Source organism: Mycobacterium sp. (assembly GCF_019243155.1).
Classification (GTDB): domain Bacteria; phylum Actinomycetota; class Actinomycetes; order Mycobacteriales; family Mycobacteriaceae; genus Mycobacterium.
On record NZ_JAFAUS010000172.1, the window covers coordinates 17,867 to 43,511 of the forward strand.

Below are 25,645 nucleotides of genomic sequence, written 5' to 3' on the forward strand. Positions count from 1 at the left end.
ATTCCGGCCCGCGGACCCGCGGGGTTCTATAGCCACGCTAAATTCACCGTTATGACTGTCGACCCCAGGACGCCGGTGCTGATCGGCTACGGCCAGGTCAACCATCGCGACGAGATCGACCCGGAAACGCGGTCCGTCGAGCCGATGGACCTGATGGCAGCCGCGGCGCGAAAAGCCGCCGATTCCCGCGTGATCGAGGCCGTGGACTCCATCAGGGTGGTGAACATCCTGTCCGCGCAGTACCGGGACCCGGGGCTGTTGCTGGGTGAGCGGATCGGTGCCGCTGACTTCACGACCTTGTACAGCCCCGTTGGTGGCAATGTGCCGCAATCGCTGGTCAACCAGGCCTGCCTCGACATCCAGCAGGGCCGGGCCGGCGTAGTGCTGCTGGCCGGCGCCGAAACCTGGCGCACCAGAAGGGGTTTGCGTGCCAAGGCCAGCAAACTCACGTGGACGGTTCAGGACGACTCCGTCCCGATGGCCGAGGTTTCCGGCGATGACGTCCCGATGGCAGGCGAAGCGGAGATCAGGATTCAGCTGGACCGGCCGGCTTACGTGTATCCGCTGTTCGAGCAGGCGCTTCGGATCGCGAACGGCGAATCGATTGAGCAGCACCGCAAGCGGATCGGCGAGCTGTGGTCGCGGTTCAACGCCGTCGCCGTCGACAATCCGCACGCCTGGATCCGCAAGCCGGCCACCGCGGACGAGATCTGCACACCCGGGCCTGCGAACCGGATGATCAGTTGGCCCTACACCAAGTTGATGAACTCCAACAACATGGTCGATCAGGGGGCGGCGCTGGTGCTGGCCTCGGTCGAGCAGGCCACTCGGCTGGGGATTCCCGCCGAACGTTGGGTGTATCCACATGCGGGCACCGATGCGCACGACACGCCCTCGATCGCCGAGCGTGCCGAGTTGCACCGCTCTCCGGCCATCCGGATAGCCGGCGCACGGGCCCTCGAACTGGCCGGTTTGGGCGTCGATGACCTCGACTACGTGGACCTGTACTCGTGCTTCCCGTCAGCCGTCCAGGTGGCGGCCGCCGAACTGGGCCTGGCCGTCGACGATCCCGCCCGCCCGCTGACCGTCACCGGCGGATTGACGTTCGCGGGCGGCCCGTGGAGCAACTACGTCATGCATTCGATTGCGACTATGGCGGATTCGCTGATTGCGAATCCCGGGCGGCGCGGCCTGATCACCGCCAATGGCGGCTACCTGACCAAGCACAGCTTCGGCGTCTACAGCACCGAACCGCCGGCAGAATTTCGCTGGGAGGATGTGCAAACGGCCGTCGACCGGGAACCCACCAGAGATTGCCTGGTGAACTGGGAAGGCGTCGGCACTATCGAGACCTGGACGACTCCGTTCGACCGCGAAGGAGCGCCGGAACGGGTGTTCCTGGCCGTACGCACGCCCGATGGGTCGCGCACCTTGGCCGTAATCGCCGATAGCGCCGCGGCGCAGGCGTCGGTGCGGGAAGATATAGCTGGCGCCAAGGTTGCCGTCGCCATCGACGGCACCGCGGCGCTGCAGTGAGCGGTCGGGAACATCACACCAGGTCACTGCCACGCAGGAGCAGTGACGCTCGCGCGGGTCATACCGACTTGCCTATTGTTTAGGTTGAGGTCGGGGGAGGTGAGCCCAGGTGCAGATCCTGGTTACCGACGCCACCGGCGCACTGGGGCGCCTGGTTACGGCGCAGCTGATTGCCGCTGGGCACTCGGTCAGCGGCGTTGCTGAACTGCCGCACCCTTGCTTGGACAGCAATGTCGAATTCGTTTGCGCGTCACTGCGCGATCCGGTGGTGGGCGAGCTCGCCGACGCCGCCGATGTGGTGATCCACCTGGCTCCCATCGACCCCAGCGCGCCGGGCAGCGCCGACATCGAAGGGGTCGCGCACGTGACGGACGCGGCAGCCCGTGCCGGCGCGCGGTTGCTCTTCGTGTCCCACGCCGCGGGGCGGCCCGACCTGTATCGGCCCGCCGAGGAGTTGGTCGCGACGAGTTGGGGACCGAGCCTGGTCGTCCGAATCGCCCCGCCCGTCGGCCGTCAGCTCGACTGGATGGTGTGCCGGACCGTGGCCACCCTGCTGCGAACCAAGGTCTCGGCACAGCCCATGCGCGTGCTGCACCTCGACGACCTGGTGCGCTTCCTGGTGCATTCGCTGAACACCGACCGCGCGGGGGTCGTGGACCTCGCCACCCCGGACACCGTCAACGTGGTGACCGCGTGGCGGCTGCTGCGCGCCGCCGACCCGCGCTCCCGGCTGCATCGGGTGCGCGGCTGGTCGGAGCTCATTCCCGAGATGGATATCGCTGCCGCACAAGAAGATTGGATGTTCGAGTTCGGCTGGCAGGCCCTCGAGGCGGTCACCGACACCGCGCGAGGACTGGTGGGCCGCCGTCCGGAAGCCGCCGGAGCCACCAGCCATGGCAGCCAGCTTGCGCTCCCGGTGGAGGTCCTGCCGCGTCCCCGTCCGTCCGCTCAGGTGCACAGCGCCGCGCCGGACGGCATGGAAGGGGAGTTCGACGACCGAGTCGATCCACGCTTCCCGGTGTTCAGCGCGACCGGCCTCACCGAGGCGCTGCCCGGCCCGTTGACCCCGATCACGCTGGACGTCCAGTTGAGCGGGCTGCGCACCGCGAATCGGGTGCTTGGCCAGGTGCTCGCCGTGGGCGGCGCGGTTGACGAGGAATGGGGGAACAGGGCGATCGCGGTGTTCGGTCATCGCCCCTACGTCGGGGTGTCGGTCAACATCGTCGGCGCCACACAGCTACCCGGCTGGGATGAGGAAGCCGTCGTCCGGAACAACCTCGTGGGCCAGCCCCACATCGGCGACCCTCTGCCATTCGGAGAACCGCCGTTCACGGGCGGCGCGCTGGGCCTGTTCGCCAAAGCCGTCGTCGCCGGCCGCTCGTTGGGCCTGCTGCGTCACCTGAAGTCCGATACGCGGGCCTACATCGCCGCCGCGGAAGCCGAACATCTCGGACCGGCCGAACTGGCGGGAGTGCCCGATGCCGGCCTGGAGGTTCGACTGCGGCTCCTGCGTGATCGCATCCATCAAGGCTGGATCCTGAACGCGCAGTGGTTGATCGACACGGGTGTCACCACGGCGGCGTTCGAGCGCGGCAAGGTGGGGAACCGGGTGGCCGGGGTCGGCGCGATCATGGAAAGCGGCTACGTTGCAACGGCGGTCACCGAGCTGGCATCGATGTTGCGCGATGACCCGCCACTGCGTTCGCTGGCGCGGGACGGAAACCTCGCCAGCATTCGTGCGTTGTCTCCGCCCACCGCCGCGGCCGTGGATGCCGCTCTTGACCGGATCGGACACCGCGGGCCGGGGGAAGGTGAGTTGGCCAGCGTGACTTTCTTCGACGACCCGGCGATGTTGTTGATGGCGGCTGCGGAGGCGGCCGCCGAGACCGCCGCGGCGCCAACCGAACCACCGGCGTCGCTGCCTGCGCGAATGAGGGCCAGCGCCCACGATTCACGAGAGCTGGCCCACGACACCACGATGCGGTTCACTCATGAATTTCGGATGACGTTGCGCGAACTTGGATCTCGGCGCGTCAGCGCCGACCTGATCGACGCGGTCGATGACGTGTATTACCTGACCTGCGATGAACTGATCACGATGCCGGCCGACGCACGGCTGCGGATCAAGCGCCGTCGTGCCGAACGGGACCGCTTGCAGGCCCAACGCCCGCCCGACGTCATCGACGGGAAGTGGACTCCGGTCGATCCGGGCCCCGACGGCTCAGCCGGCTGAGCTCAACAGGTCGGCCAGCGGCGCCTGCGGATCGGCGAGTTTGCCGGCATCGACCGCAGCCTTCGACCGAATCAAGGCCTTGACGTCGTCAAGCACGTCCCAGACATTGACGTTCATACCGGCCAGCACCTTGCTGTCACCGTCCAGCCAGAACGCAACGAACTCACGCCCGGCGACGTCGCCGCGAAACACCACCCGCTCAAAGCTGGGCGCGTGTCCGACGTACTCCATGCCGAGGTCGTACTGATCGGTGAAGAAGTACGGCAGCTCGGTGTATTGGCCTGGCGTTCCGAGCATTCCAGCCGCCGCCACGGCGGGTTGCTTGAGCGCGTTCGCCCAGTGCTCGGTGCGGATGCGGGTGCCGAACAGCGGATGTTCGGCGGCGGCGATGTCGCCCACGGCGTAGATGTCGGGATCGCTGGACCGCAGCGACGCGTCGACCAGCACCCCGCCGTCGCCCATCGACAGCCCGGCCTGTTCGGCGAGGTCAAGATTCGGCTGAGCGCCCACGGCCACCAGCACCGCGTCGGCGGCGACCGTCGATCCGTCGCGCAACTTCAGCCCGCCGGCCCGCCCGCCGGCCGTCGTGATCTCCTCCACCTGCGCCTCGAGGCGCAGGTCCACGCCGTGATCGCGATGCAGGTCGACGAACACTTCGCCGACTTCTTCACCGAGCGCGGCCACCAGCGGTTGTTTTGCCGCTTCGACGACGGTCACCTCGACCGCGCGCTCACGAGCGCTCGCGGTCACCTCGAGACCGATCCATCCGGCGCCGACGACCGCCAGCGAAGACCCTTCGCTCAGAAAGGAATTCAACGCAACCGCGTCCTCGTACGTGCGGAGGTAATGGACCCCGTCGGCATCCGATCCGGGGATGGGCGGGCGCCGCGACGAGGACCCGGTGGCCAGCAGCAGCTTGTCGTACCCGACGACGGTGTCGTCGTGCAGGACGACCGTGTGCCGGGCGGCGTCCAGGGACGACGCTCGGAAGCCGAGCCGCAAGTCGACGTGGTTGTCGCAGTACCAGTCGGAGTTGTGCACGGTGCAATCGTTGAGAGATTTCTTGCCGGCCAGAAATTCTTTGGACAGCGGGGGTCGCTCGTAGGGGAGGTGCTCTTCGGAAGCCAACAGAGTGAGGTGCCCGTCAAAGCCGTTGTCGCGCAGTGCTTCTACAGCTTTGGCGCCGGCGAGTCCGCCGCCGACGATGACAAAAGTGGGTGAGCTGGCCATGATGTGGGGCTCCGTTCTGTCGACATTTTCAGCGTACTCGCGACGGCCTAACGCAAAAGATCGCGCAGTGTGAGCGCATTGCGGACCGCGTGGCCGCCCAGGTCGTTGTTGAAGTACATCCACACGTCCTTCCCGTCGGCGTCCCACTTCGCGATCCGGTTGGCCCAGCGCTGCAATTCGGCGTCCGAATACGAACCGGAATAGATCTCCTGCTCATCTGGACCGTGCATCCGGATGTAGACGAAATCCGTGGTGGCTCTCGGCACACACGCCAATCCGGCACCGCTCATCACCACGTACGCGGCGCGACGGCGTTCCAGCAACTCATACACGGCGGGGTCGTTCCACGACGGGTGCCGCAATTCGACGGCAACCCGAATGGACGCGGGCATGCGTTCCAGGAAGGAATCGAGGCGCTCGTCATCGCGCCGCTGCTCGGGATGCACCTGAACAAGCAGCACGCCGTGGCGATCGCCGAGCAGCTGCCAACAGCGCTCGAACCGTTCGATCCAGGGCTCGGGTGAGGCCAGCCGCCGATAGTGCGTCAATCCACGGTGCGCCTTCACCGTCATGGTGAAGCCGGCCGGCAGCTGTTCGCGCCAGCCGGTAAACGTCGAATCCTTCGGCCAGCGATAGAAACTGGCGTTGAGTTCGACCGTGTCGAACACCTGGATGTAGCGGCTGAGCCGGCGCGCCGACGGCGTTCCCGGCGGATACAGCACGCCAACCCAGTGGTTGTACGACCACCCGGAGGTTCCGACTCGTACGGTCACCGCCCGATCACTCGGTCACCCGGCGGCGCACCTCGTCGTCCAGCGATACCCTGACGAGGGCGGCGGCCAGCCGCGCGTTGGCGCGCGGCGCGAGGGCGCCCAGCTTGTCCGGTTTGGCGGGCAATCCCAGCCGCTTGGCGGTGCGGGTGGTGCGGTCGTCGAAGTACGGACGCACCCACGGCCAGACGTCTTGGACTTCGCGCAGAAAGATGTCGGCGCCGGTATCGCCGATTCCCTTGAACTTCTTGAGCTTTCGCTTCACCGCCGCGACGTCCTGGCCCGTGCCGTTCACCAATTCGCGCAGATCGCCGGCGTAGTCGTCGCGAACGCGTTCTGCCATGTCGGTGAGCCGGGTGGCCGAGCTTTCGTCGTAGCGCACGTAATGCGCCCGACCGAACGCGCGGATCATGGTTTGGCGATCCGACGCCAATACGGCTTTGGGCGTGCGCAAACCGGCCTTGAACAGCTCGCGAGCGGCGGCCATCGCGATGCTCGCGTCGATGGGCTTGCTGGCGAGCATGCAAAGGACAAGAAGCTGAAACAGTGGCATCGGCTTGTCACTGATTTTGATTCGAGCCTCGTCCGCATAAGTGGTGCCCGCCACGTCGAGCAGTCGTCGGACCAGTTGCGGCTTGGCCATACGCCATCACGTACCCCCACTGTCCGGAGGCAAACCGCGCTATTTCGGAGGCAGGTCGCGCGCGTAGCCGACCCCGCGAGTCACCCAACTCTGCAGCTGGCGTTTGGTTTGCACGCCGTCGGTGTCGACGCGCAGCCAGCCGCGGGTCTCCCGGCCGGCCATCACCATGGGGGTGACGTGGGCACGCTGCAGCAGCTTGTCGGTCGCGTCCGGGGGCACCCGCACCATCAGACCGCCCTGCCCGCTGACGGCCACCGACATGTTGCCGTTGATCAGGAACGCGAGGCCGCCGAACATACGCTTTTCCTCGACGCCTCGCTGGGAGGCGAGGAGTTCGCGGATCCGGTAGGCCAGATCTTGGTCGTAGCCCATGCGCAGACCTTAACGCCGGCGTCCGACAAACCGCGTCAGTCCAGATCGACCCGGACGGTCAGCAGGTCGCTGCCCATCAGGCGCACCATCGCGCTGTTGAGTCGCGGCAAATTACCCAGCCGCTGCACCGCGTCATCGTCGGGCAGCAGGTGAGCGGTGCCCTTGCGCCATTTGCCGCCCAGGCGCACCCGAACGGCGGGGTTGGCCTTGATGTTGCGGACGTAGTCGGAGTGTTCGCCGTGCTCGGCGACCATCCAGAACTGGTTGTCCACGACGCGCCCGCCCACCGCGGTGTGCCGAGGCAGCCCGCTCTTGCGACCAGTCGTCTCGAGCATGGTCATGGGCAGTTGCCGGCCGACCGGGTTGACCACCAACCGTTGAACTCTGTGCACTACTCGTCGTTTCAGGCTCACGGCAATATTCAACGCCGAGCGTGACGCCGGGGACAATCCCGGGTCACGCTCGGCGTTGTCATCAGGCCGCTGCGGTGGCAGTGGCCCCAGAACTTTCAGCCGGTTCCAGCGCCTGCGCGACGATTTCGGCGACGTCGATCATGGGCTTGACGTCAAGCGCGTCGAGCACCTCGGCCGGCACTTCATCCAGATCCGCTTCATTCCGTTGCGGAATGAAAACCGTTGACAGGCCTGCGCGTTGGGCGGCGAGCAGTTTTTGCTTCACCCCACCGATCGGCAACACCCGTCCATTCAGCGTGACCTCACCGGTCATGCCGACGTCGGAGCGGACCTGCCGTCCGGTGGCCATCGACACCAACGCGGTCACCATCGTGACACCGGCGGACGGGCCGTCCTTGGGCACCGCGCCCGCGGGCACGTGCACGTGGATCCGGCGGTCCAGCGCCTTGGGATCCACACCCAATTCGGCGGCGTGCGAGCGCACGTAGGACAGCGCGATCTGCGCCGACTCCTTCATCACGTCGCCCAACTGGCCCGTCAACTGCAGACCAGGCTCACCGTCGGTCGCCCCGGCTTCGATGTAGAGCACGTCGCCACCCAGTCCGGTAACGGCCAGGCCGGTGGCCACACCCGGCACCGCCGTGCGTTCGGCCGATTCCGGCATGAACCGCGGACGGCCCAGGTAGGCAACCAGATCCGGCTCGTCGATGGTCAGCGACGCGGGGTCCCCTTCCAATTTGGCGGCCAGCTTGGTGGTCGCCTTGCGCAGCGCCTTGGCCAGCAGCCGTTCGAACTGCCGCACGCCCGGCTCACGGGTGTAGTCGGCCGCGATCTTGCGCAGCGCGGCATCGGTGACGGCGACTTCGCCCTCGGTCAGCGCCGCCCGATCCCGCTGCCGAGGCAGTAGGTAGTCACGCGCGATGGCGACCTTGTCGTCCTCGGTGTAGCCGTCGATCTGCACCAACTCCATGCGGTCCAACAGGGCCGACGGGATGTTCTCGATCACGTTGGCGGTGGCCAGGAACACCACGTCCGACAGGTCCAGGTCCAGATCCAGGTAGTGGTCGCGGAACGTGTGGTTCTGCGCGGGGTCGAGCACCTCGAGCAGGGCCGCGCTCGGGTCGCCGCGGTAGTCGGAACCGACCTTGTCGATTTCGTCCAGCAGCACAACGGGATTCATCGATCCCGCCTCACCGATCGCACGCACGATCCGGCCGGGCAGCGCCCCCACATAGGTACGACGGTGCCCACGGATCTCGGCCTCGTCGCGCACGCCACCCAGGGCGACGCGGACGAACTTGCGGCCCAACGCCCGTGCCACGCTCTCGCCCAGCGACGTCTTGCCGACGCCGGGGGGACCCGCCAGCACCATCACCGCGCCGGAGCCGCGGCCGCCGACGACCTGCAGCCCACGCTCGGCGCGACGGGATCGCACCGCCAGGTATTCGACGATGCGGTCCTTGACGTCGTCCAGCCCGTGGTGGTCGGCGTCCAGGATGCCGCGCGCTGCCTTCAGATCCGTCGAGTCCTCGGTTTTGACGCTCCACGGCAGGTCGAGCACGGTGTCCAGCCAGGTGCGAATCCAGCCGCTCTCCGGGCTCTGGTCGCTGGAGCGTTCCAGCTTGCCGACCTCGCGCAGCGCGGCCTCGCGCACCTTCTCGGGCAGTTCGGCCGCCTCGACGCGAGCCCGGTAGTCATCGGACCCGTCGGGTTCGCCCTCGCCCAGTTCCTTGCGGATCGCGGCCAGCTGTTGACGCAGCAGGAACTCCTTCTGCGTCTTCTCCATGCCGTCGCGGACGTCCTCGGCGATCTTGTCGTTCACCTCGACCTCGGCCAGGTGCTCGCCGGTCCAGTCGATCAACACCCGCAACCGCTCGGCGACGTCCACGGTCTCCAGCAGTTGCCGCTTCTGCGCGTTGGTCAGGTAGGACGCGTAACCCGACGTGTCCGCCAGCGCCGACGGATCGGTGAGCCGGTTGACGTAATCGATGATCTCCCAGGCCTCACGCCGTTGCAGCATGGCGAGCAGCAGCTTCTTGTACTCCGCGACCAGGGTCTTGATTTCATCCGTGTTCTCCGTCTCGGGGACTTCGGTCACCTCGACCCACAGCGCGGCGCCGGGGCCCGACGCTCCCGCGCCGATCTGTGCCCTGCGCTCACCGCGAACAACGGCCGCGGTACCCCCGCCGGCGATCCGTCCCACCTGCAGAATTTTGGCGATCACACCGTGCGACGGATACCGGTCCTCGAGTCGGGGAGCGATCAGCAGCTGCCCCGATTCACTAGCCTGAGCAGCGTCGATCGCCGCTCGGGCGGCGTCGTCCAGCGCGATCGGCACCACCATTCCGGGCAACACGATGGTGTCAGTGACAAACAACACCGGCACCGAATTGGCTTCAGCCATCAAATCCTCCAAAAGTTGAGTCTGATGCGCTTAACCCAGCCCGGCCGCGGTTTGTTCCCGGAGTTCGCTTCCGGCCGAATGTGCGGCCAGCTGCATTTCGGGGGCTTCTCCGCCACGAGCGTGACGCCAGCGTCACGTTCGGCGGCGAACGTGACGGCAGCTTCACGCTGGCGGCACGACAGGTCCCAGGCGCCGCAGCTGCGTCACATGCTGGGGGGAGAGCTCCTCGAGACAGGTGACGCCGAGCAGCCGCATGGTGCGGATCACCCCTTCCGACAGGATCTCGATCGCGCGGGACACACCCGCCTCGCCGCCGGCCATCAGCCCGTAGAGGTAGGCCCGGCCGACGAGCGTGAACCGCGCGCCGAGCGCGATCGCCGCCACGATGTCTGCGCCCGACATGATGCCGGTGTCGACCAGGATTTCGGTGTGATTGCCCAGCTCGCGGCTGACGGTGGGCAGCAGGTGGAAAGGCACCGGGGCCCGATCCAGCTGGCGTCCACCATGATTCGACAACACGATGCCGTCGACGCCGCGGTCGACGACAGCGCGGGCGTCGTCCAGCGTCTGGATTCCCTTGACCACGAGCTTGCCCGGCCACTGGGCCTTGATCCATTCCAGATCGTCGAACGTCAGGCTGGGGTCGAACATGGTGGTCAGATACTCCGCGACGGTCCCGGGCCAGCGATCGAGTGACGCGAACGCCAGCGGCTCGGTGGTGAGCAGGTCGAACCACCATTTCGGATGCGGCACCGCGTCCAGGATGGTGCGCAACGTCAGCGTCGGCGGGATCGTCATACCGTTGCGGTTGTCGCGCAACCGCACGCCCGAGACCGGAACGTCGACGGTGGCCAGCAGGGTGTCGAAGCCGGCGTCTGCCGCGCGCTGCACCAAGGCCATCGACCGCTCGCGATCGCGCCACATGTAGAGCTGAAACCACTTTCGCGCCTGCGGGACGGCACTCGCCAGGTCTTCGATCGCGCAGGTGCCCAGCGTGGACAGCGAGAAGGGAATCCCGGCCTTCGCCGCCGCCCGCGCGCCGGCGATCTCGCCCTCGGTGTGCATCAGCCGGGTAAACCCGGTGGGCGCGATGCCGAACGGCAACACGACCGGTTGGCCCAGCACGTTCCAGCCGGCGGTCACGTTGGTGACGTCGCGCAGGATCGTCGGATGAAATTCGATGTCGCGGAATGCTTGTCGAGCGCGACGGATGGACAGCTCGTCCTCGGCGGCGCCGTCGGTGTAATCGAACGCAGCCTTGGGAGTGCGCCGTTTGGCGATGCGCCGCAGATCCTCAATGGTGAAGGCGGCGTCGAGCCGCCGCTTGGTCGCGTTGAACTCGGGGCGTTTGAACTGAATCAGCGGGGCGAGCTCCCGCACTTTGGGCACTCGGCGGTGGATGGCCTCCCGTCTTTTGAATTCCATATGTGCAACCGTAGTCATATGGACTCGGCAGCAGACCCCTTCGATCTCGAGCGGTTCGTGACGGCGCAAGAGCCGGTGTACCGCGACGTCGTGGCCGAGCTGCGCGACGGACGAAAGCGCAGTCACTGGATGTGGTTCGTCTTCCCGCAGTTGCGCGGCCTGGGCGGCAGCGCGATGGCGGCCCGTTATGGCATCTCCTCGCTCGAGGAGGCCGACGCGTATCTGCGCCATCCCGTGCTCGGGCCGCGGTTGCGCGAGTGCACCCGGCTGGTCAACAAGGTGCAGGGACGATCGGTAAGCCAGATCTTCGGGTCGCCGGACGACCTCAAGCTGTGCTCGTCTATGACGCTGTTCGCCCACGCCACCGACGACAATCAGGACTTCGTCGCCCTGCTCGATAAGTTCTACGACGGTCGCCAGGACGAGCAGACGTTGCAGCGGTTGCCAAGTACCTAGTCCCGATGGGGCGACCCGCTTCGCCCGGCTACGCCGCGCTCGCGATCGCCCTAAACCGGGCTCAGGATCCGCCAGCCCTGCGCCTCGACGGTGACGCTGTCGACGACCTCCGGCGGCGGGGCCGCCGACCCGCCGACGACCTGCGCCCGCGTCGCGCCCACCTCCGACAGCACCACTCGCAAGGGCGCGTCGTCGAGGTTGAGCACAACCAGCAGAGCGTTGTCGCCGTTGCGGGTCTGATAGACGTAGTGCCGATTGTCCAGCTTCAATGCGGTGGTCGACGCCGCGTGCAGCCAAGAATGGCGACGACGAAGTCCGATCAGGTACTGGTGCAGCGCCCAGACGTCGGCCCCGAAGGAATCCAATTGCAGTGGGGGAGTGCCGAATTCGGGACGCACCGCGTCATCACCGCCGAACCGCTCTTCCTTGACGCCCCGAAAACCGAGCTCGTCGCCGGCGTACACGCTGGGCACGCCGCCGATGGTCAGCAGGATCACCAGCGCGTGCGCGACGTGCTTGGGGTTTTCCAGCTGGCTTGCGAGGCGGGTCACGTCGTGATTGCCAACAAAGGTCAGGGGAGCGAAGTCGGCCAGAAACTCGTTGTGCCGCTGCATCGCCCAGTCCAGCTCGAAGAAGTTGCCGTCGTTCAGGCTGCTCCACATGGCCTTCCACAACTCGTACTGGGTCGCCGAGTCGAAGGTGGCGGCCTTCACCACCGCGCCGTAGTCACCGTGGATGAGCTCCCCGACGAACCAGGCATCCGGGAACCGCTCCCGCACCCGGGGCAGCACACCAGCCCAGAAGTGTTCTGGCACAGCGTAAGCAGCGTCAAGGCGCCAGCCGTCGGCGCCGCGCCCAAGCCAGTGCGCCATCACGTCCACGGTGTAGTCGACCACTTCGGGATTGTCGTGGTTGAGGGTGATCAGCCCGGAATGGCCCTCGAACGTGTGAAAGCGGCCAGGCCGGCCACGAAACCAGCGGGCGGCCGAGTCGTCGTCGGACGCCTCGCGGTAACGCGAAAAATCCTCGCCGACGTGGTTGAACACGCCGTCCAGCAGCACCCGTAGGCCGCGGCGATGCGCCTCGGCCACCAGGTGGTCGAAGTCGTCGTCGTCACCGAGGCGGGGATCGATGCGGTAATGGTCGGTGGTGTCGTATCCGTGTGTGCGCGAGTCGAAGATCGGCCCCAGCGCAATTCCCGAGGCGCCCAGTTCGATGGCATGGTCCAACCAGCCGACGAGCCGCCGCAGCCGGTGTTCACCCGGCTGCGGCGGCTCGGACGACGGCCCCGACGATTCGGGAAATGCGCCCACAAACCCGAGGGGATAGACCTGCCACCAGATCGCGTGTTCTGTCCAGGCTGGGGCCGTCACACCACCACGTTAGCCAACGGCTGTCAGCGTCTCGGCGGCGACGATGGCTTGTGCCACGCCGGCAACGATCGCGGCGGCCTTCAGCGACTCCTGGATGGCCTCTCGACCCACACCCGCTTCACGCAGCGTGTGCTCGTGGGCGGTCACGCAGTCCGGGCACCCGTTGATCGACGACACCGCAAAGCACCACAGTTCGAAGTTGACCTTGTCCACGCCGGGATTGGCGATGATGTTCATCCGCAATCCCGCACGCAGGTCGTCGTACTTGCCCTCGAGGAAGCCGCGGCCACGGTAGAACACGTTGTTCATGGCCATGATCGATGCCGCCCCCAGTGCCGCCTGGTAGGCCTCGGCCGACAGGATGTCGGCCGCCTCGGCACCGATCTCGGCCAGCACCTGCGTGTTCCGCGTCGCGGCGGCGCTGGCCAACAGGGTGCCCCAGAGCTGCTCCTCGTTGAGCTCGGTGCTACGCGCGATCGAACCGAGGTTGAGCTTCAGGTCCTTCGCGTACTCGGGCAGTGCTTCTTTCAGATTCTCTATGGTCATCTCGCCTCCTAAAGGGCCTGCGTGCCTACGGCCCGAGAATCAGGCTGAGGCCTTGAGCAATTCGGCGGCATCCAGCGTCGGGTCGCCCTTGCGCCAGTTGCAGGCGCACAGCTCGTCCGATTGCAGTGCGTCCAGGACCCGCAGCACTTCCTCCACGTTGCGGCCCACGGATCCCGCTGTGACGGAGACGAATTGGATCTCGTTGTTGGGATCGACCAGGAAGGTCGCCCGGTCGGCCACACCATCGGCGTTCAGAACGCCGGTGGCCAGACTGAGCTCCCGCTTGATGTCCGAAAGCATCGGGAAGGGGAGCTTCTTGAGGTCCTCGTGCTGCGCGCGCCAGTTGAAGTGCACGAATTCGCTGTCGATGGAAACGCCGAGCACCTGTGCGTCGCGGTCCTCGAACTCGTCGTTCAGCTTGCCGAACGTCGCGATCTCGGTCGGGCAGACGAAGGTGAAGTCCTTGGGCCAGAAGAAGACAACGCGCCACTTGCCCTCGTGGTCCTCGCTGGTGACCGTGCTGAAGTAGTCGCCGGGCTGCTTGGCATCGACCTTGGACAGATCGCCGGCGATCAACGCGGTGAGCTCGTAGGCAGGGAACTGGTCGCCGATGGTCAGCAGAGGCATATCGCTCCTTTTTTGGATTTACTCAAGATTAGCTTTCGTTCCCCATATTGCCGCGTACCCTGATTGAAGTAAAGGTGATATATCCCACTAGAGTTATAGGCATGACCGATAAGAGTTATCAGCCCACTATCGCCGGGCTCCGCGCGTTTGTCGCGGTCGCCGAGAAGCGTCAATTCAGCAGCGCTGCAACCACTCTCGGTGTGAGCCAGTCGACGCTGTCGCAGGCGCTGGCGGCGCTGGAGACCGGCCTGGGCACCCAGCTCATCGAGCGGTCGACGCGGCGTGTCTTCTTGACGGCGGCGGGGACGGAACTCCTGCCGCGCGCCCAAGCCGTCATCGACGCCGCCGACGCGTTCAGCGCGGCAGCCGCCGGGTCATCCGACCCGCTGCGGACGGACATCCGCCTGGGATTGATTCCGACCGTGGCTCCTTACGTGCTGCCGACCATCTTGGCGGGGCTCGCCGAGGAACTGCCCGAGCTGACGGTGCGGGTGATCGAGGACCAAACCGAACGGCTGCTAACGGTCCTGCGGGAAGGCTCGCTGGACGCGGCGCTGATCGCCCTGCCCGCCGACACGGCCGGGGTCACCGAGATCGGAATCTACGACGAGGATTTCGTGCTCGCGCTACCGCCGGGCCATCCGCTGTCGGACAAACGGCGGGTGCCGACGACGGCGCTCGCCGACCTGCCGCTGCTGTTGCTCGACGAAGGCCATTGCCTACGGGATCAGGCACTCGACGTGTGCCACAAGGCGGGCGTGCGAGCGGATTTGGCCAACACCCGGGCGGCCTCGCTGGCGACCGCGGTCCAGTGCGTGACCGGCGGCCTGGGGGTGACGCTGATACCGCAGAGCGCGGTGCCGGTCGAGGCGGTACGCAGCCGCCTGGGGCTCGCGCAGTTCGCCGCGCCTCGCCCGGGACGCCGAATCGGTTTGGTTTTCCGCTCTTCGAGCGGCCGCGACGAGTCCTACCGCCGCCTGGCCGCGACCATCGGCGCCTTGATCAGCAACTCCCATGAGGTCCGGCTGGTCAAGTAGGTTCTGCCTATGGAGAAGGTGATCGCGGTGCTGATGCGGCCCGACGCGGATGACGAGTGGTGCGCACGCCAGCGAGGGCCCGTGGCCGACAAGCTGCTGGGGCTGGGCGTGCAGGGGTTGTCCGTCAATGTCCGCGACGGCGCGGTGCGCCACTCGTTGATGACGCTCACGACTTTGGATCCTCCGGTCGCCGCGGTGGTGAGCATGTGGACCCAGCAGTGCTACGGCGAGCAGATGACCGCGGCGCTCGAACTGCTTGCCCAGGAGTGTCAGCAGCTCGGCGCCTACCTGGTAACCGAATCGGTGCCACTGCGTCCGCCCACTAACGAACCGAGTTCGCGCACAACGGGTTTGGCGAACATCGCGCTGCTACGCCGGCCACCCGGCCTGGACCAGGCCAGCTGGCTAGACCGGTGGCAGCGCGACCACACCTCCGTCGCGATCGAAACGCAGTCGATCTTCGGCTACACCCAGAATTGGGTGGTACGCACCCTCACTCCCGAAGGCCCGGGAATCGACGGCATCGTCGAGGAGTTGTTCCCACCGGAAGCGATTACCGACCTCAAGGCATTTTTTGGAGCTGCCGACGACAACGACCTGCAGGACCGGTTGGGCCGGATGGTCGCCAGCACGGCGGCATTCGGCGCTAATGAGAACATCGACACCGTGCCCACCAGTCGTTACGTCATGAAAACACCGTTCAACGACTGAGGAACTCAACATGACAACACTGGACGACGCCGTCGCATTGGCCGCGACGGAAAGCGGTCTGGCAGTAGTGTCCACCGTCCGCGCCGACGGGACGGTGCAGGCTTCGCTGGTCAACGTCGGCAAGTTGCCGCACCCGGACTCCGGCGAACCGGTTCTGGGTTTCACCACCTACGGCAAGGTCAAACTCGCCAACCTGCGCGAGCGGCCCCAACTCGCCGTCACGTTCCGCAACGGCTGGCAATGGGCGACCGCCGAAGGCCGGGCGGAGCTCGTCGGCCCGGACGACACACAGCCCTGGCTGGCCGACGACGACCGGTTGCGACTGCTGCTGCGCGAGGTGTTCACCGCGGCGGGCCGCAGCCACGACGACTGGGACGAGTACGACCGGGTGATGGCCCGTGAGCGGCGCGCCGTGGTGTTGATCGCGCCCACCCGCGTCTACAGCAACGGCTGAGCCGGCACCCACGAGTTAGGCTGCAGCCGTGATGCTGCAGATCAACGACGAGAACCGGGTGCGCACCCTCACCCTGAACCGGCCCGAAGCGCTCAACGCGTTCAACGAGGCGCTCTACGACGCCACCGCCGAGGCACTGCTGGCCGCCGCCGACGATCCGGACGTCGCGGTCGTGTTGCTGACCGGGACCGGTCGTGGTTTCAGCGCGGGCACCGATCTCGGCGAGATGCAGGCGCGGATCACCGACCCGGATTTCACCCCGGGCAAGCACGGCTTCCCCGGAATGATCGAAGCGCTGGGCGCCTTCCCGAAACCGTTGATCTGCGCGGTCAACGGCGTCGGCGTGGGCATCGGGACTACCATCCTCGGGTACGCCGACCTGGCGTTCATGTCGTCGACCGCCCGCCTGAAGTGTCCGTTCACCAGTCTGGGCGTAGCACCGGAAGCGGCCTCGTCGTATCTGCTGCCGCAACTGGTCGGTCGGCAGAACGCAGCCTGGCTGTTGATGTCCTCGGAGTGGATCGACGCCGCCGAAGCCCTGCGGATGGGTTTGGTCTGGCGGGTGTGCGAGCCCGACGAATTGCTACCCGAAGCCCGTCGTCACGCCGAAGTCCTTGCCTCGCGGCCGATTTCGAGTCTGATGGCGGTCAAGCACACGATGGTCGACCCTGTCCGTCCGGGGATCGCCGCGGCGACCGCGCGAGAGAACGCCCATTTCGCCGAACTGATGGGCGGCCAGGCCAACGCCGACGCGCTGGCCGATTTCAGCCAAGGACGCCGAAGCTAACCGATCGAGGGGGCGGGTTCGCGCGCCTCTTCCTTTGATGCGGCGAGGATCGCCCGCAGCGTGCGACGGCAGCGCCCGCAGTCACCACCGGCCCCGCATGCGGCGGCGATCTCCTTGGAGGTGGACGCACCCTGCGCAACCACCTCGCACACCGTGTGGGTGGTCGCCCCTACGCACAGGCACACGTACATTCAGCACTTCTCCGGCAGGCAGGTGATCGTCCGCGTGAGCCTCATAATTAGATGAGTCTAACCTAAGTCGATTAGTGGAGTCTAACCTAAGTATGCATACCCCAACTTGCGCACGCGACACACTGAGCACAGCCAAACCTTGCTGGAACATTCGAAACGGGCGTGGCAAAGTCGCTGCTACGGACGAGCACGGTGTACAACAGCCCAGCGCACCTGCGATGAGCCGACATGACAGCCTGCACATCCAAAAGGAGTGACCATGCAAGGTGATCCCGATGTTCTGCGTCTGCTCAACGAGCAGTTGACCAGTGAGCTCACCGCCATCAACCAGTACTTTCTACACTCCAAGATGCAGGACAACTGGGGCTTCACGGAGTTAGCTGAGCACACCCGGGCGGAGTCGTTCGACGAGATGCGACACGCCGAGGCGATCACCGACCGCATCCTGTTGCTCGACGGATTGCCGAACTACCAGCGGCTGTTCTCGCTGCGCATCGGCCAGACGATTCGCGAGCAGTTCGAGGCCGACCTCGCCATCGAGTACGAGGTGATGGAGCGGCTCAAGCCCGGCGTGATCATGTGCCGCCAAAAGCAGGACAGCACCAGCGCCTTCCTGCTCGAGCAGATCATCGCCGACGAGGAAAACCACATCGACTACCTCGAGACGCAGCTGGAGTTGATGGACAAGCTCGGGGTGGAGCTCTACTCGGCGCAATGCGTGTCCCGGCCACCGGGCTCCCAGTCGGCGCCTTCAGGGGACTGAGCGGGACTGAGCGAAAGCCCGGACTAACCTTCGGAAGGGATGACAAGCCAGAGAACGCCAGCGAGCCAGGCGGTCGCGGTCGTGGATCCCGCGTCCAGCGGGGCGCTGATCAGCCCGCAGCGACGCAACCTGATCTTCGTCGCGGTCGTGCTCGGCATGCTGCTGGCGGCCTTGGACCAGACGATCGTCGCGACCGCGCTACCGACCATCGTCGCCAATCTCGGCGACGCCGGCCACCAATCCTGGGTCGTCACAAGCTATCTGCTGGCATCGACGATCGTCACCGCCCTCGTCGGCAAGCTCGGTGATTCGTTCGGGCGCAAGCGCGTGTTCCAGGGCGCGGTGCTGTTCTTCGTCGTCGGATCGGTGTTGTGCGGGCTGTCCCAGTCGATGGCCATGCTGGTGGGATCCCGAGCGCTGCAAGGGATCGGCGGGGGCGGGATCACGGTCACCGCCAGCGCGTTGATCGGTGAGGTTGTCCCGCTTCGTGATCGGGGTCGGTATCAGGGCATCCTCGGCGCGGTCTTCGGTGTCACGACCGTCATCGGCCCGTTGTTGGGCGGCTATTTCACCGACTACCTGACCTGGCGGTGGGCGTTCTGGGTCAACGTGCCCATCTCGGTGGTGGTCATCTTCGTCGCCGCCGCGGCGATCCCTGCGCTGGCTGCGTCCACCAAGCCGGCCATCGACTACGCCGGGATAGCGTTCATCGGCCTGGGCGCCGCCGGGCTGACCCTGGCCACCAGCTGGGGCGGCACCCTGTACCCGTGGGGCTCGCCGACGATCATCGGCCTGTTCGTCGGCGCCGTGGTGGCACTCGGCGCATTCGTCGCGGTGGAACGGCGGGCGGCCGCGCCGATTCTGCCGATCCGGTTGTTCGGCAGCCCGGTTTTCGCGGTGTGCTGCGTGCTGTCCTTCGTCGTGGGCTTCGCGATGCTGGGCGCGATGACGTTCCTGCCGACATATATGCAGTACGTGGATGGCGTCTCGGCGACCACTTCGGGACTGCGGACGCTGCCCATGGTCGTCGGGATGCTGATCACCTCGACCGGCAGCGGCATCATCGTCGGCCGCACCGGCCGCTACAAGATCTTTCCCGTCGTCGGCACCGCGCTGATGGCGCTGGCCTTCTTCTTGATGTCGCGGATGGAACCGTCCACCCCGACGTTGGTCCAGTCGCTGTATCTGGTCATCCTGGGCGCCGGCATCGGATTGTCCATGCAGGTGCTGGTCCTCATCGTGCAGAACACCGCGAACTTCGAAGACCTCGGCGTCGCGACCTCCGGGGTGACGTTCTTCCGGACGATCGGAAGTTCTTTCGGCGCAGCGATATTCGGCTCACTGTTCGTGAACTTCCTCAACCATCGAATGGCTGCGGCGTTGGCCGCGAGCGGCGCGCCACCCAGCGCGGTCGCTTCGCCGGAGGCCCTGCATCGGCAGCCCCCCAACGTCGCCGCGCCCATCGTGACGGCCTACGCCGAGTCACTGACGCAGGTCTTCTTGTGGGCGGCGCCGGTCGCGCTGGTCGGTTTCGTGCTGGCGCTGCTCCTACGTGAAGTCCCGCTGCGGGATCTGCACGACAGCACAGTCGATCTCGGTGATGCGTTCGGGATGCCGACGAGCGAGACGCCGGACCAGATGCTGGAGAACGCCATCGCGCGCATGCTGCGCGGCGAGCCCGGCATGCGGCTGCGCAGCATCGCCATGCGGCCCGACTGTCAGCTCGACGTCGCCGGTCTGTGGGGAGTGCTGCGGATCAACCGCTACGCGCAGATCTACGGGGTGGCCCGGCTCACCGACATGGCCGACTACCTGCGGATGCCTTTCGAAGTCCTCGAGCCGACGTTCTCGCGCCTGGTCACCGGCGGCTACGCCCGCCGCGACGGAGAACAGATGTGGTTGACACCGGCCGGGGCCCAGCAGGTTGGCTACGTGTACGCGCTGCTGCTGGCCTGGCTTGTTGACAAGCTGGCCCGGTCACCCGGTTTCGAGGGTCGCCCGGATCGTCACGAGGTGGAAGCGGCGCTGGAACGCGTGGTGCATCGGGTTCTGGCACAACGAGATTGGCACGACGACCAGTCGACTGCCATTCTCAGAGCCCGTTGACGGTGATCGGCGACCGGCCCGGGCGTACCATCACGCCATGAGCCGAATCGGAACCTTTGCTGACGACGACCTGGCCGGCTGGTTTGCGAAGTCGCCCGACATCGGCGGCGCGCTGGGCGGCTTCAGCCAGGCGGTCTACACCAAGAACCGGCTGCCGCTGCGCACCCGCGAACTCGCCCGCGCCGTCATCGCCCACCACAACGAATGCGTCGTCTGCGTCAACACCCGCGACGAGGACGGTCCCGCGGCCGGCGTCGACGAGGAGTTGTACGACCACGCCCGGGAGTGGCGCACCTGGCCCGGCTACAGCGAGGAAGAGCGGCTGGCCGCCGAATTCGCCGACCGGTTCGCCACCGAACACACCAAATTGCGCGACGACGAGGACTTCTGGAGCCGCTGCTCGGAACACTTCTCCGACGAGCTGCTCGCCGACCTGGCCCTGTCCTGCGCCCTGTGGGTCGGCATGGGACGGGTGTTGCGAACCCTCGACATCGGTCAGGCATGCATGCTCAAGATCCCCAGCCGCGCGTAGCCACTGATCATTTCGGGCACAAACGGCGGCGCCCCGTTGTTGCGCCACGGGTGATGAAAATTCGGTTCGGCGTCGGACTGGGTGCGGATACCGCACCGGATCAGTTGGCGGGCATCGTCGATCGCCTGGAAGCCGGCGGGGTGGACTCACTGTGGTTCTCGGAGCTGGTCTACTCACCGGCCGTCGATCCGACGGTTGGCATGGCCTACGCCCTCGCCCGCACAAGCCGGCTCAAAGTGGGCACGTCGGTCGCCGTACTGCCGGGCCGACACCCGGTGCTGGTGGCCAAGCAGTTGGCGTCGCTGGCTGCGCTCGCGCCCAAGCGGGTGCTTCCCGTCTTCGGATTGCGTTCGGCGATTCCCGCCGAGCGCGAGGTGTTCGTGGTCCCCGACGGCGAGCGGGCGGCGGTGTTCGACGAGTCGCTGAGGGTGCTGCGCTCGGCGCTGGTCGAGGATTCCGCCAGCTACAGCGGGCGGTACTTCAACGTGAACGGCGCCGCGGTCGCGCCCAGACCGGTGCCGCCGCTGGACATTTGGTTGGGCGGCTCGGCGCCCGCGGCGTTTCGCCGGATCGGCGAGCTGGGCGACGGCTGGTTGGGCAGTTTCCTCACCCCTTCCGAGGCACGGGCGGGACGCGAGGCGATCCAACTGGCGGCGGCGCAAGCCGGGCGGGAGATCGAACCCGATCACTTCGGGATCTCGCTGGCCGTCATCGACGGCGAGTTGCCCGCGGAGCTGGCCGCGGCGGTGCGCAAGCGTCGTCCGGACCTCGACCCCGTTGAGCTGATCGCCACCGGCTGGGATCGATTGCACCGGCAACTCGACGGCTACATCGAAGCGGGTTTGACGAAGTTCGTCATCCGGCCGGCCGGGGGAGCGTCCGTCGACGGCTTCATCGATCGATTCGTCACCGAGCTGGTCGGCCGCCAGAACTGAATTTGCGGCGCCGGGCTTTCGCGAGGCTGCAGAATGGCTGCCATGACCGGCACACCGCTCGCCGCAGCGGCGATCGCCCAACTGGAGTCCGAAGGTGTCGACACCGTCATCGGCACGACGGTGAATCCCGCCGGACTCACGCTGGCCAAGACCGTTCCGATCCGGCGCACCAACGCGTTCGCCAACCCCGGGCTGGGGGCCAGTCCGTCGTGGCATGTCTTCGCTATCGACCAGACCGGCATCGCCTTCACCCCGGAGGCCGGGGTGGTCGGCGATCAGCGCCTGCGTATCGACCTGGCCGCGCTACGCATCGTCGGCGACGGGCTGGCGTGGGGGCCGGCCGCGTTCTTCGAGCAGGATGGCTCGCCGGTTGCCGCGTGCAGTCGGGGAACGCTCACCCGGATCGAAGGCGCTCTCGCGGACGCCGGCATCGCCGCCGCCGTCGGGCACGAGATCGAGTTCGTTCTGGTAGGGCCGGACGGGAGCCGGCTGCCGTCGACGTTGTGGGCGCAATACGGCCTCGCCGGTGTGCTCGAACACGAGGCGTTCGTTCGGGATGTCATCCAGTCAGCCACGACGGCCGGAGTCGCGATCGAGCAGTTCCACCCCGAATACGGTGCCAACCAATTCGAGATCTCGCTGTCGCCGCAACCGCCGGTGGCCGCGGCCGATCAGCTGGTGCTGATGCGGCTGATCATCGCCCGCGCCGCGCGTCGCCACGGGGTTCGCATCAGCCTGTCACCCGCACCGTTCGCCGGCAGCGCCGGATCGGGTGCCCATCAACACTTTTCGTTGACCACGCCCGAGGGACCGTTGTTCTCCGATGGCACCGGCGTCCGCGGCATGACGCCCGCGGGGCAGAGCGCGGTCGCGGGGGTGGTGCACGGTCTGCCGGAGGCGCAGGGCATCCTGTGCGGATCGATCGTCTCCGGCCTGCGGATGCGGCCCGGCAACTGGGCCGGCGCGTATGCGTGCTGGGGCACCGAGAACCGCGAGGCGGCGGTGCGATTCATCGCGGGTGGGCCCGCGAGCCCGCTCGGCGGCAACGTGGAAGTGAAGTCCATCGACCCCTCGGCGAACGTCTATCTGGCGTCGGCCACCATCCTGGGCCTGGCGCTGGACGGGATCAAGCACCAGACGGCGCTGCCACCGGAGGTCACGATCGACCCCGCGCTGCTATCGGATCCCGACCGGGAACGCGACTGCATCGTTCGGTTGACCGATGCTCAGCCCGAAGCCATTGCCGCCCTTGATGGTTCGGAACTGTTGCGCGGCATCCTGGGCGATGCCGCGGTCGATGCGGTGGTCGCCGTCCGCCGCCTCGAGCAGGAGCACTACGGCGATCTCGGCCCAGAGCAGTTGGCGGACAAGTTTCGCATGGCCTGGAGCCTGTGACTCCCGTCATGGCTTCCGACTTCCTGGCCCAACACATCGGCGAAGTGCCACTGATCGACCAGCACGTCCACGGCTGCTGGTTGGCCGCCGGTGATCGGCAACGCTTCGAGAACACACTCAATGAGGCCAACACCGAACCGATTGCGGACTCCGGTTTCGACTCCCAACTCGGCTTTGCCGTCCGCAGGCACTGTGCGCCCGTGCTGGGCCTACCCAAACACGTTGATCCGCAGCTCTATTGGGAGCGCCGCACCGAGTTCGACGAAGGCCAGCTGGCCCGGCTGTTTCTGCCGGCCGCGGGGGTGAGCGACTGGTTGGTGGACACCGGGATCCCGGGCGACATCGCCGGCGTGACGGACATGGCCGAAGCGTCAGGGGGCGGCGCTCACGAAATCGTCCGTCTCGAGGAGGTGGCCGAGCAAGCCGCTTGCGCGCCGGGCGATTACGCGGCGGCATTCGAAGAGATCCTGCACCGGCGCGCGGCCACCGCGGTGGGCACCAAGTCGATCCTGGCCTACCGGGGCGGGTTCGACGGTGACCTGAGCGAACCGTCGCCGGCCCAGGTCGCCGCGGCCGCCGGCCGATGGCGCGAGCGCGGCGGTACCCGCTTGCAGGATCGCGTCCTGTTGCGATTCGGGTTGCATCAGGCGTTGCGGCTCGGCAAGCCATTGCAGTTTCACGTCGGCTTCGGCGACCGGGACTGCGACCTGCATAAGGCCAATCCGCTGCTGCTGCTTGACTTTCTGCGCGTATCGGCCGATACCCCGATCGTGCTGTTGCACTGCTATCCCTATGAACGAGAGGCCGGATACCTGGCGCAGGCGTTCAACAACGTCTACCTCGACGGCGGTTTGAGCGTGAACTATCTGGGGGCCCGGGCACCGGCGTTCCTCTCGCGGTTGCTCGAGATGGCGCCCTTCCGCAAGCTCCTCTACTCGTCGGACGGATTTGGCCCGGCAGAACTCCACTTTCTTGGTGCGGCATTGTGGCGCAACAGTATTCACCGCGTACTAAGCGGTTTCGTGGCGAACGGCGACTGGAACGAATCCGACGCCGTCCGAGTCGTCGACCTCATCGCCCACGGCAACGCCGCGCGCCTCTACAACCTCGACGACGCAAGGCGCCGAAAACGGTCCTAGCTCTGCGGTTGCGGCCGGGTACGCACCAGTGTCGGCCACCAGAACCAGGGCCCCATGATTCGCAGAATGCAGGGCACGACGAACGAACGTACGATCAGCGTGTCGAGTAGCAGACCGATACACACGGTCGAACCCACTTGACCGACGGTTCTGAGCTGGCTGCTCAGCATCGCGAGCATGGTGAACGCGAACACCAAACCCGCTGACGTCACCACGCCACCCGTGCTCCCGAGCGCGCGGATGAGGCCGGTGTGAATTCCGGCGTGCAGTTCCTCTTTGACTCGGAGGATCAACAGCAGGTTGTAGTCCGAACCCACCGCCACCAGGATGATGAACGTGAGCGGCAGGATCAGCCAGTACAGCGGCAGGCCGATGAGGTGTTGCCAGACGAGTATGGAAAGCCCGAACGCTCCGGCGTAGGAGAAGGCCACCGTGGCGGGGATGACTATGGCGGCCATCAGACTCCGCGTCAGGAACAACATGATCAAGAAAATCAGCACGAAGGCGGCTATCGCCACGATCAGCAGATCGGACATGGCGTATTGCTTGATGTCCTTATTGGTTGACCCCGAACCGCCGATATATATCTTCGCGCCGGCCAGCGAGGTCTCTTTGAGCGCCGCGGTTATAGCGTCGGGGAACTGCTCGACATGCTGTACGCCTTCCGGGCCATTGGCGTCCCCCGTGTGGGTGACGATGAACCGAGCAGCCTTGCCGTCCGGCGACATCAGGAGCTTCATGCCGGTCTTGACGTCTTCGTTGTCGAATCCCTCGTGCGGGATGTAGAAGAAGTCATCGCTGCGCGACTGGTCGAAGTCGAGCCCCACATTTATCTGGTCGAAGTATGTCTGGTCGGTCTGGGTGGTTTGCAGAGACGAGGAACCGTAGGTGTTGACCAAAAGAGCCGCCAAAGACTCCGAGTCGTCGGCCGTGAGTTTCAGTTGCTCGATGATCTGCGGGAACGCCTTATCCACCTCCACGAGAGAGACTCTCGCGAACTTGATGTCTTCGGCCAGGTGGTCGATCTGGTCGAGTCCGTCGAACAACGATCTGAACGACCAGCAGATGGGAATGTCGAAACAGTGTTTCTCCCAATAGAAGTAGCTTTTGATCGGACGGAAGAAATCGTCGACGTTCGCGATCTCCTCGTTGATCTCGTTGCTGACCCGCTCCAGATCTTCGACGGTGAGCACCGTCTGATGAAGTTCGTCGGACACCCTCTGAAAGAAGCCGATTTCCTTGCGCAACACCTCGACAGTGTGCGTAGTGATCTGTGCCTGCTGGCTGGTATTGGCGTTTTGCTGTTGGTTGAACGGGAGCTGTTGACCGTTCCCGCTGCCTTGTGTGGTGAACAAGTAGGGAATCGTGGCATGTTCCAGCGCTCGGCCCATGGGCCTGGTGATGCTCTGCACCATCGCGACCCCGGGAAGACGCTCAAGGGCTTTGGCCGCCCGGTCTAGCGAGATGAAGTCAGCCGAGTTGCGCAGGTCGTGATCCGACTCGATCATCAGCATCTCGGAGAACAGCTTGCTCTTCGGGAAGTGCCGATCCGCCGCCTGGAAACCCT

General features: G+C 66.2%; 25 protein-coding genes. 13 read left to right on the forward strand and 12 right to left on the reverse strand.

Annotation, left to right across the window (positions count from 1 at the left end; genetic code table 11):
• Positions 1-51: 51 nt before the first annotated feature.
• Both JOZ00_RS08445 and JOZ00_RS08450 read left to right on the forward strand, forming a co-directional pair.
• Positions 52-1,536, forward strand: coding sequence for an acetyl-CoA acetyltransferase (locus JOZ00_RS08445; protein WP_293342394.1), 1,485 nt, complete (start codon positions 52-54; stop codon positions 1,534-1,536).
• A 109-nt stretch (positions 1,537-1,645) separates the two neighbouring features.
• Entirely contained in the window at positions 1,646-3,769 is a 2,124-nt protein-coding gene (locus JOZ00_RS08450) for an NAD-dependent epimerase/dehydratase family protein (RefSeq protein ID WP_293342397.1), read from the forward strand.
• On the opposite strand, the gene JOZ00_RS08455 is transcribed toward JOZ00_RS08450, so the two are convergent.
• The 7 genes from JOZ00_RS08455 to JOZ00_RS08485 form a co-directional block, all read right to left on the reverse strand.
• Positions 3,758-4,999 carry an FAD-dependent oxidoreductase gene (locus tag JOZ00_RS08455; RefSeq protein ID WP_293342400.1) on the reverse strand — a complete coding sequence of 414 codons (1,242 nt, stop codon included), beginning with the start codon at positions 4,997-4,999 and terminating at the stop codon, positions 3,758-3,760. The genes JOZ00_RS08450 and JOZ00_RS08455 overlap by 12 nt on opposite strands.
• Positions 5,000-5,046: 47 nt before the next feature.
• Positions 5,047-5,772, reverse strand: coding sequence for a DUF72 domain-containing protein (locus tag JOZ00_RS08460; RefSeq protein WP_293342403.1), 726 nt, complete (start codon positions 5,770-5,772; stop codon positions 5,047-5,049).
• A gap of 7 nt (positions 5,773-5,779) precedes the next feature.
• Positions 5,780-6,412: an endonuclease gene (locus JOZ00_RS08465; RefSeq protein WP_293342406.1), complete on the reverse strand. Its 633-nt coding sequence runs from the start codon at positions 6,410-6,412 to the stop codon at positions 5,780-5,782.
• A 39-nt stretch (positions 6,413-6,451) separates the two neighbouring features.
• Positions 6,452-6,784, reverse strand: coding sequence for a TfoX/Sxy family protein (locus JOZ00_RS08470; protein ID WP_293342409.1), 333 nt, complete (start codon positions 6,782-6,784; stop codon positions 6,452-6,454).
• A 35-nt stretch (positions 6,785-6,819) separates the two neighbouring features.
• A complete protein-coding gene (locus tag JOZ00_RS08475; protein WP_293342412.1) occupies positions 6,820-7,209 on the reverse strand; it encodes a nitroreductase family deazaflavin-dependent oxidoreductase in 390 nt (129 codons plus the stop codon).
• 49 nt (positions 7,210-7,258) lie between these two features.
• A complete protein-coding gene (gene lon, locus JOZ00_RS08480; protein WP_293342415.1) occupies positions 7,259-9,601 on the reverse strand; it encodes an endopeptidase La in 2,343 nt (780 codons plus the stop codon).
• A gap of 162 nt (positions 9,602-9,763) precedes the next feature.
• On the reverse strand, positions 9,764-11,026 hold the full coding sequence (locus tag JOZ00_RS08485; RefSeq protein ID WP_293342418.1) for an alpha-hydroxy acid oxidase: 1,263 nt from the start codon (positions 11,024-11,026) through the stop codon (positions 9,764-9,766).
• A gap of 18 nt (positions 11,027-11,044) precedes the next feature.
• Between JOZ00_RS08485 and JOZ00_RS08490 the strand changes: the two genes are divergently transcribed.
• Positions 11,045-11,482 (forward strand): DUF1810 domain-containing protein, encoded by a 438-nt coding sequence (locus JOZ00_RS08490; RefSeq protein WP_293342421.1) that lies wholly within the window; start codon positions 11,045-11,047, stop codon positions 11,480-11,482.
• A gap of 50 nt (positions 11,483-11,532) precedes the next feature.
• Here the strand turns inward: JOZ00_RS08490 and JOZ00_RS08495 are convergent, their stop codons facing one another.
• Genes JOZ00_RS08495 through JOZ00_RS08505 form a run of 3 tightly spaced genes read right to left on the reverse strand, consistent with a single transcriptional unit; the run spans position 11,533 to position 14,028 of the window.
• Positions 11,533-12,855: an alpha-amylase family protein gene (locus JOZ00_RS08495; protein ID WP_293342423.1), complete on the reverse strand. Its 1,323-nt coding sequence runs from the start codon at positions 12,853-12,855 to the stop codon at positions 11,533-11,535.
• A 9-nt stretch (positions 12,856-12,864) separates the two neighbouring features.
• Entirely contained in the window at positions 12,865-13,401 is a 537-nt protein-coding gene (locus JOZ00_RS08500; protein WP_293342426.1) for an alkyl hydroperoxide reductase, read from the reverse strand.
• Between the two features lie 39 nt (positions 13,402-13,440).
• Positions 13,441-14,028, reverse strand: coding sequence for a peroxiredoxin (locus tag JOZ00_RS08505; protein WP_293342429.1), 588 nt, complete (start codon positions 14,026-14,028; stop codon positions 13,441-13,443).
• Between the two features lie 101 nt (positions 14,029-14,129).
• On the opposite strand from JOZ00_RS08505, the gene JOZ00_RS08510 reads away from it, so the two are divergent.
• From JOZ00_RS08510 to JOZ00_RS08525, 4 genes are read left to right on the forward strand one after another with little or no spacing between them, the layout of a single operon-like run.
• Positions 14,130-15,065 (forward strand): hydrogen peroxide-inducible genes activator, encoded by a 936-nt coding sequence (locus JOZ00_RS08510; protein ID WP_293342432.1) that lies wholly within the window; start codon positions 14,130-14,132, stop codon positions 15,063-15,065.
• 9 nt (positions 15,066-15,074) lie between these two features.
• Entirely contained in the window at positions 15,075-15,776 is a 702-nt protein-coding gene (locus JOZ00_RS08515; RefSeq protein WP_293342435.1) for an EthD domain-containing protein, read from the forward strand.
• A 10-nt stretch (positions 15,777-15,786) separates the two neighbouring features.
• On the forward strand, positions 15,787-16,230 hold the full coding sequence (locus JOZ00_RS08520; RefSeq protein WP_293342438.1) for a TIGR03618 family F420-dependent PPOX class oxidoreductase: 444 nt from the start codon (positions 15,787-15,789) through the stop codon (positions 16,228-16,230).
• A gap of 28 nt (positions 16,231-16,258) precedes the next feature.
• Complete coding sequence (locus JOZ00_RS08525; RefSeq protein WP_293342440.1) at positions 16,259-17,017, forward strand: enoyl-CoA hydratase-related protein; 759 nt, start codon at positions 16,259-16,261, stop codon at positions 17,015-17,017.
• On the opposite strand, the gene JOZ00_RS08530 is transcribed toward JOZ00_RS08525, so the two are convergent.
• Positions 17,014-17,208, reverse strand: coding sequence for a (2Fe-2S)-binding protein (locus tag JOZ00_RS08530; RefSeq protein ID WP_293342443.1), 195 nt, complete (start codon positions 17,206-17,208; stop codon positions 17,014-17,016). The genes JOZ00_RS08525 and JOZ00_RS08530 overlap by 4 nt on opposite strands.
• A 259-nt stretch (positions 17,209-17,467) precedes the next feature.
• On the opposite strand from JOZ00_RS08530, the gene bfr reads away from it, so the two are divergent.
• The 6 genes from bfr to JOZ00_RS08560 are packed head-to-tail and all read left to right on the forward strand — an operon-like array spanning position 17,468 to position 24,078.
• The gene (gene bfr, locus JOZ00_RS08535) at positions 17,468-17,971 is read left to right on the forward strand and encodes a bacterioferritin (RefSeq protein ID WP_293342446.1); all 504 of its coding nucleotides are present in this window, start codon (positions 17,468-17,470) and stop codon (positions 17,969-17,971) included.
• A 39-nt stretch (positions 17,972-18,010) separates the two neighbouring features.
• Positions 18,011-20,077 carry an MDR family MFS transporter gene (locus JOZ00_RS08540; RefSeq protein ID WP_293342448.1) on the forward strand — a complete coding sequence of 689 codons (2,067 nt, stop codon included), beginning with the start codon at positions 18,011-18,013 and terminating at the stop codon, positions 20,075-20,077.
• A 37-nt stretch (positions 20,078-20,114) separates the two neighbouring features.
• Positions 20,115-20,609, forward strand: coding sequence for a carboxymuconolactone decarboxylase family protein (locus JOZ00_RS08545; RefSeq protein WP_293342451.1), 495 nt, complete (start codon positions 20,115-20,117; stop codon positions 20,607-20,609).
• 53 nt (positions 20,610-20,662) lie between these two features.
• Positions 20,663-21,544, forward strand: coding sequence for a TIGR03854 family LLM class F420-dependent oxidoreductase (locus JOZ00_RS08550; RefSeq protein WP_293342454.1), 882 nt, complete (start codon positions 20,663-20,665; stop codon positions 21,542-21,544).
• A 42-nt stretch (positions 21,545-21,586) separates the two neighbouring features.
• Positions 21,587-22,939: a glutamine synthetase family protein gene (locus tag JOZ00_RS08555; RefSeq protein WP_293342457.1), complete on the forward strand. Its 1,353-nt coding sequence runs from the start codon at positions 21,587-21,589 to the stop codon at positions 22,937-22,939.
• An 8-nt stretch (positions 22,940-22,947) separates the two neighbouring features.
• Positions 22,948-24,078, forward strand: a complete 1,131-nt coding sequence (locus JOZ00_RS08560) for an amidohydrolase family protein (RefSeq protein WP_293342463.1) — start codon at positions 22,948-22,950, stop codon at positions 24,076-24,078.
• Here JOZ00_RS08560 and JOZ00_RS08565 read toward each other — a convergent pair.
• Positions 24,075-25,645 (reverse strand): MMPL family transporter (locus JOZ00_RS08565; RefSeq protein WP_293342460.1); only part of this gene is annotated, 1,571 nt, incomplete at its 5' end. The two genes, JOZ00_RS08560 and JOZ00_RS08565, sit on opposite strands and share 4 nt — an antisense overlap.

Excerpts from the sequence above, each read along its gene's own strand:
- JOZ00_RS08465 (WP_293342406.1), bottom strand. The coding sequence starts at position 6,412 with ATGGCCAAGCCGCAACTGGTCCGACGACTGCTCGACGTGGCGGGCACC.
- JOZ00_RS08505 (WP_293342429.1), bottom strand. The coding sequence starts at position 14,028 with ATGCCTCTGCTGACCATCGGCGACCAGTTCCCTGCCTACGAGCTCACC.
- JOZ00_RS08470 (WP_293342409.1), bottom strand. The coding sequence starts at position 6,784 with ATGGGCTACGACCAAGATCTGGCCTACCGGATCCGCGAACTCCTCGCC.
- JOZ00_RS08540 (WP_293342448.1), top strand. The coding sequence starts at position 18,011 with ATGACAAGCCAGAGAACGCCAGCGAGCCAGGCGGTCGCGGTCGTGGAT.
- JOZ00_RS08555 (WP_293342457.1), top strand. The coding sequence starts at position 21,587 with ATGACCGGCACACCGCTCGCCGCAGCGGCGATCGCCCAACTGGAGTCC.
- JOZ00_RS08560 (WP_293342463.1), top strand. The coding sequence starts at position 22,948 with ATGGCTTCCGACTTCCTGGCCCAACACATCGGCGAAGTGCCACTGATC.
- JOZ00_RS08520 (WP_293342438.1), top strand. The coding sequence starts at position 15,787 with ATGACAACACTGGACGACGCCGTCGCATTGGCCGCGACGGAAAGCGGT.
- JOZ00_RS08530 (WP_293342443.1), bottom strand. The coding sequence starts at position 17,208 with ATGTACGTGTGCCTGTGCGTAGGGGCGACCACCCACACGGTGTGCGAG.
- JOZ00_RS08515 (WP_293342435.1), top strand. The coding sequence starts at position 15,075 with ATGGAGAAGGTGATCGCGGTGCTGATGCGGCCCGACGCGGATGACGAG.
- JOZ00_RS08490 (WP_293342421.1), top strand. The coding sequence starts at position 11,045 with ATGGACTCGGCAGCAGACCCCTTCGATCTCGAGCGGTTCGTGACGGCG.
- JOZ00_RS08445 (WP_293342394.1), top strand. The coding sequence starts at position 52 with ATGACTGTCGACCCCAGGACGCCGGTGCTGATCGGCTACGGCCAGGTC.
- bfr (WP_293342446.1), top strand. The coding sequence starts at position 17,468 with ATGCAAGGTGATCCCGATGTTCTGCGTCTGCTCAACGAGCAGTTGACC.
- JOZ00_RS08455 (WP_293342400.1), bottom strand. The coding sequence starts at position 4,999 with ATGGCCAGCTCACCCACTTTTGTCATCGTCGGCGGCGGACTCGCCGGC.
- lon (WP_293342415.1), bottom strand. The coding sequence starts at position 9,601 with ATGGCTGAAGCCAATTCGGTGCCGGTGTTGTTTGTCACTGACACCATC.
- JOZ00_RS08550 (WP_293342454.1), top strand. The coding sequence starts at position 20,663 with ATGAAAATTCGGTTCGGCGTCGGACTGGGTGCGGATACCGCACCGGAT.
- JOZ00_RS08500 (WP_293342426.1), bottom strand. The coding sequence starts at position 13,401 with ATGACCATAGAGAATCTGAAAGAAGCACTGCCCGAGTACGCGAAGGAC.
- JOZ00_RS08545 (WP_293342451.1), top strand. The coding sequence starts at position 20,115 with ATGAGCCGAATCGGAACCTTTGCTGACGACGACCTGGCCGGCTGGTTT.
- JOZ00_RS08510 (WP_293342432.1), top strand. The coding sequence starts at position 14,130 with ATGACCGATAAGAGTTATCAGCCCACTATCGCCGGGCTCCGCGCGTTT.
- JOZ00_RS08485 (WP_293342418.1), bottom strand. The coding sequence starts at position 11,026 with ATGGAATTCAAAAGACGGGAGGCCATCCACCGCCGAGTGCCCAAAGTG.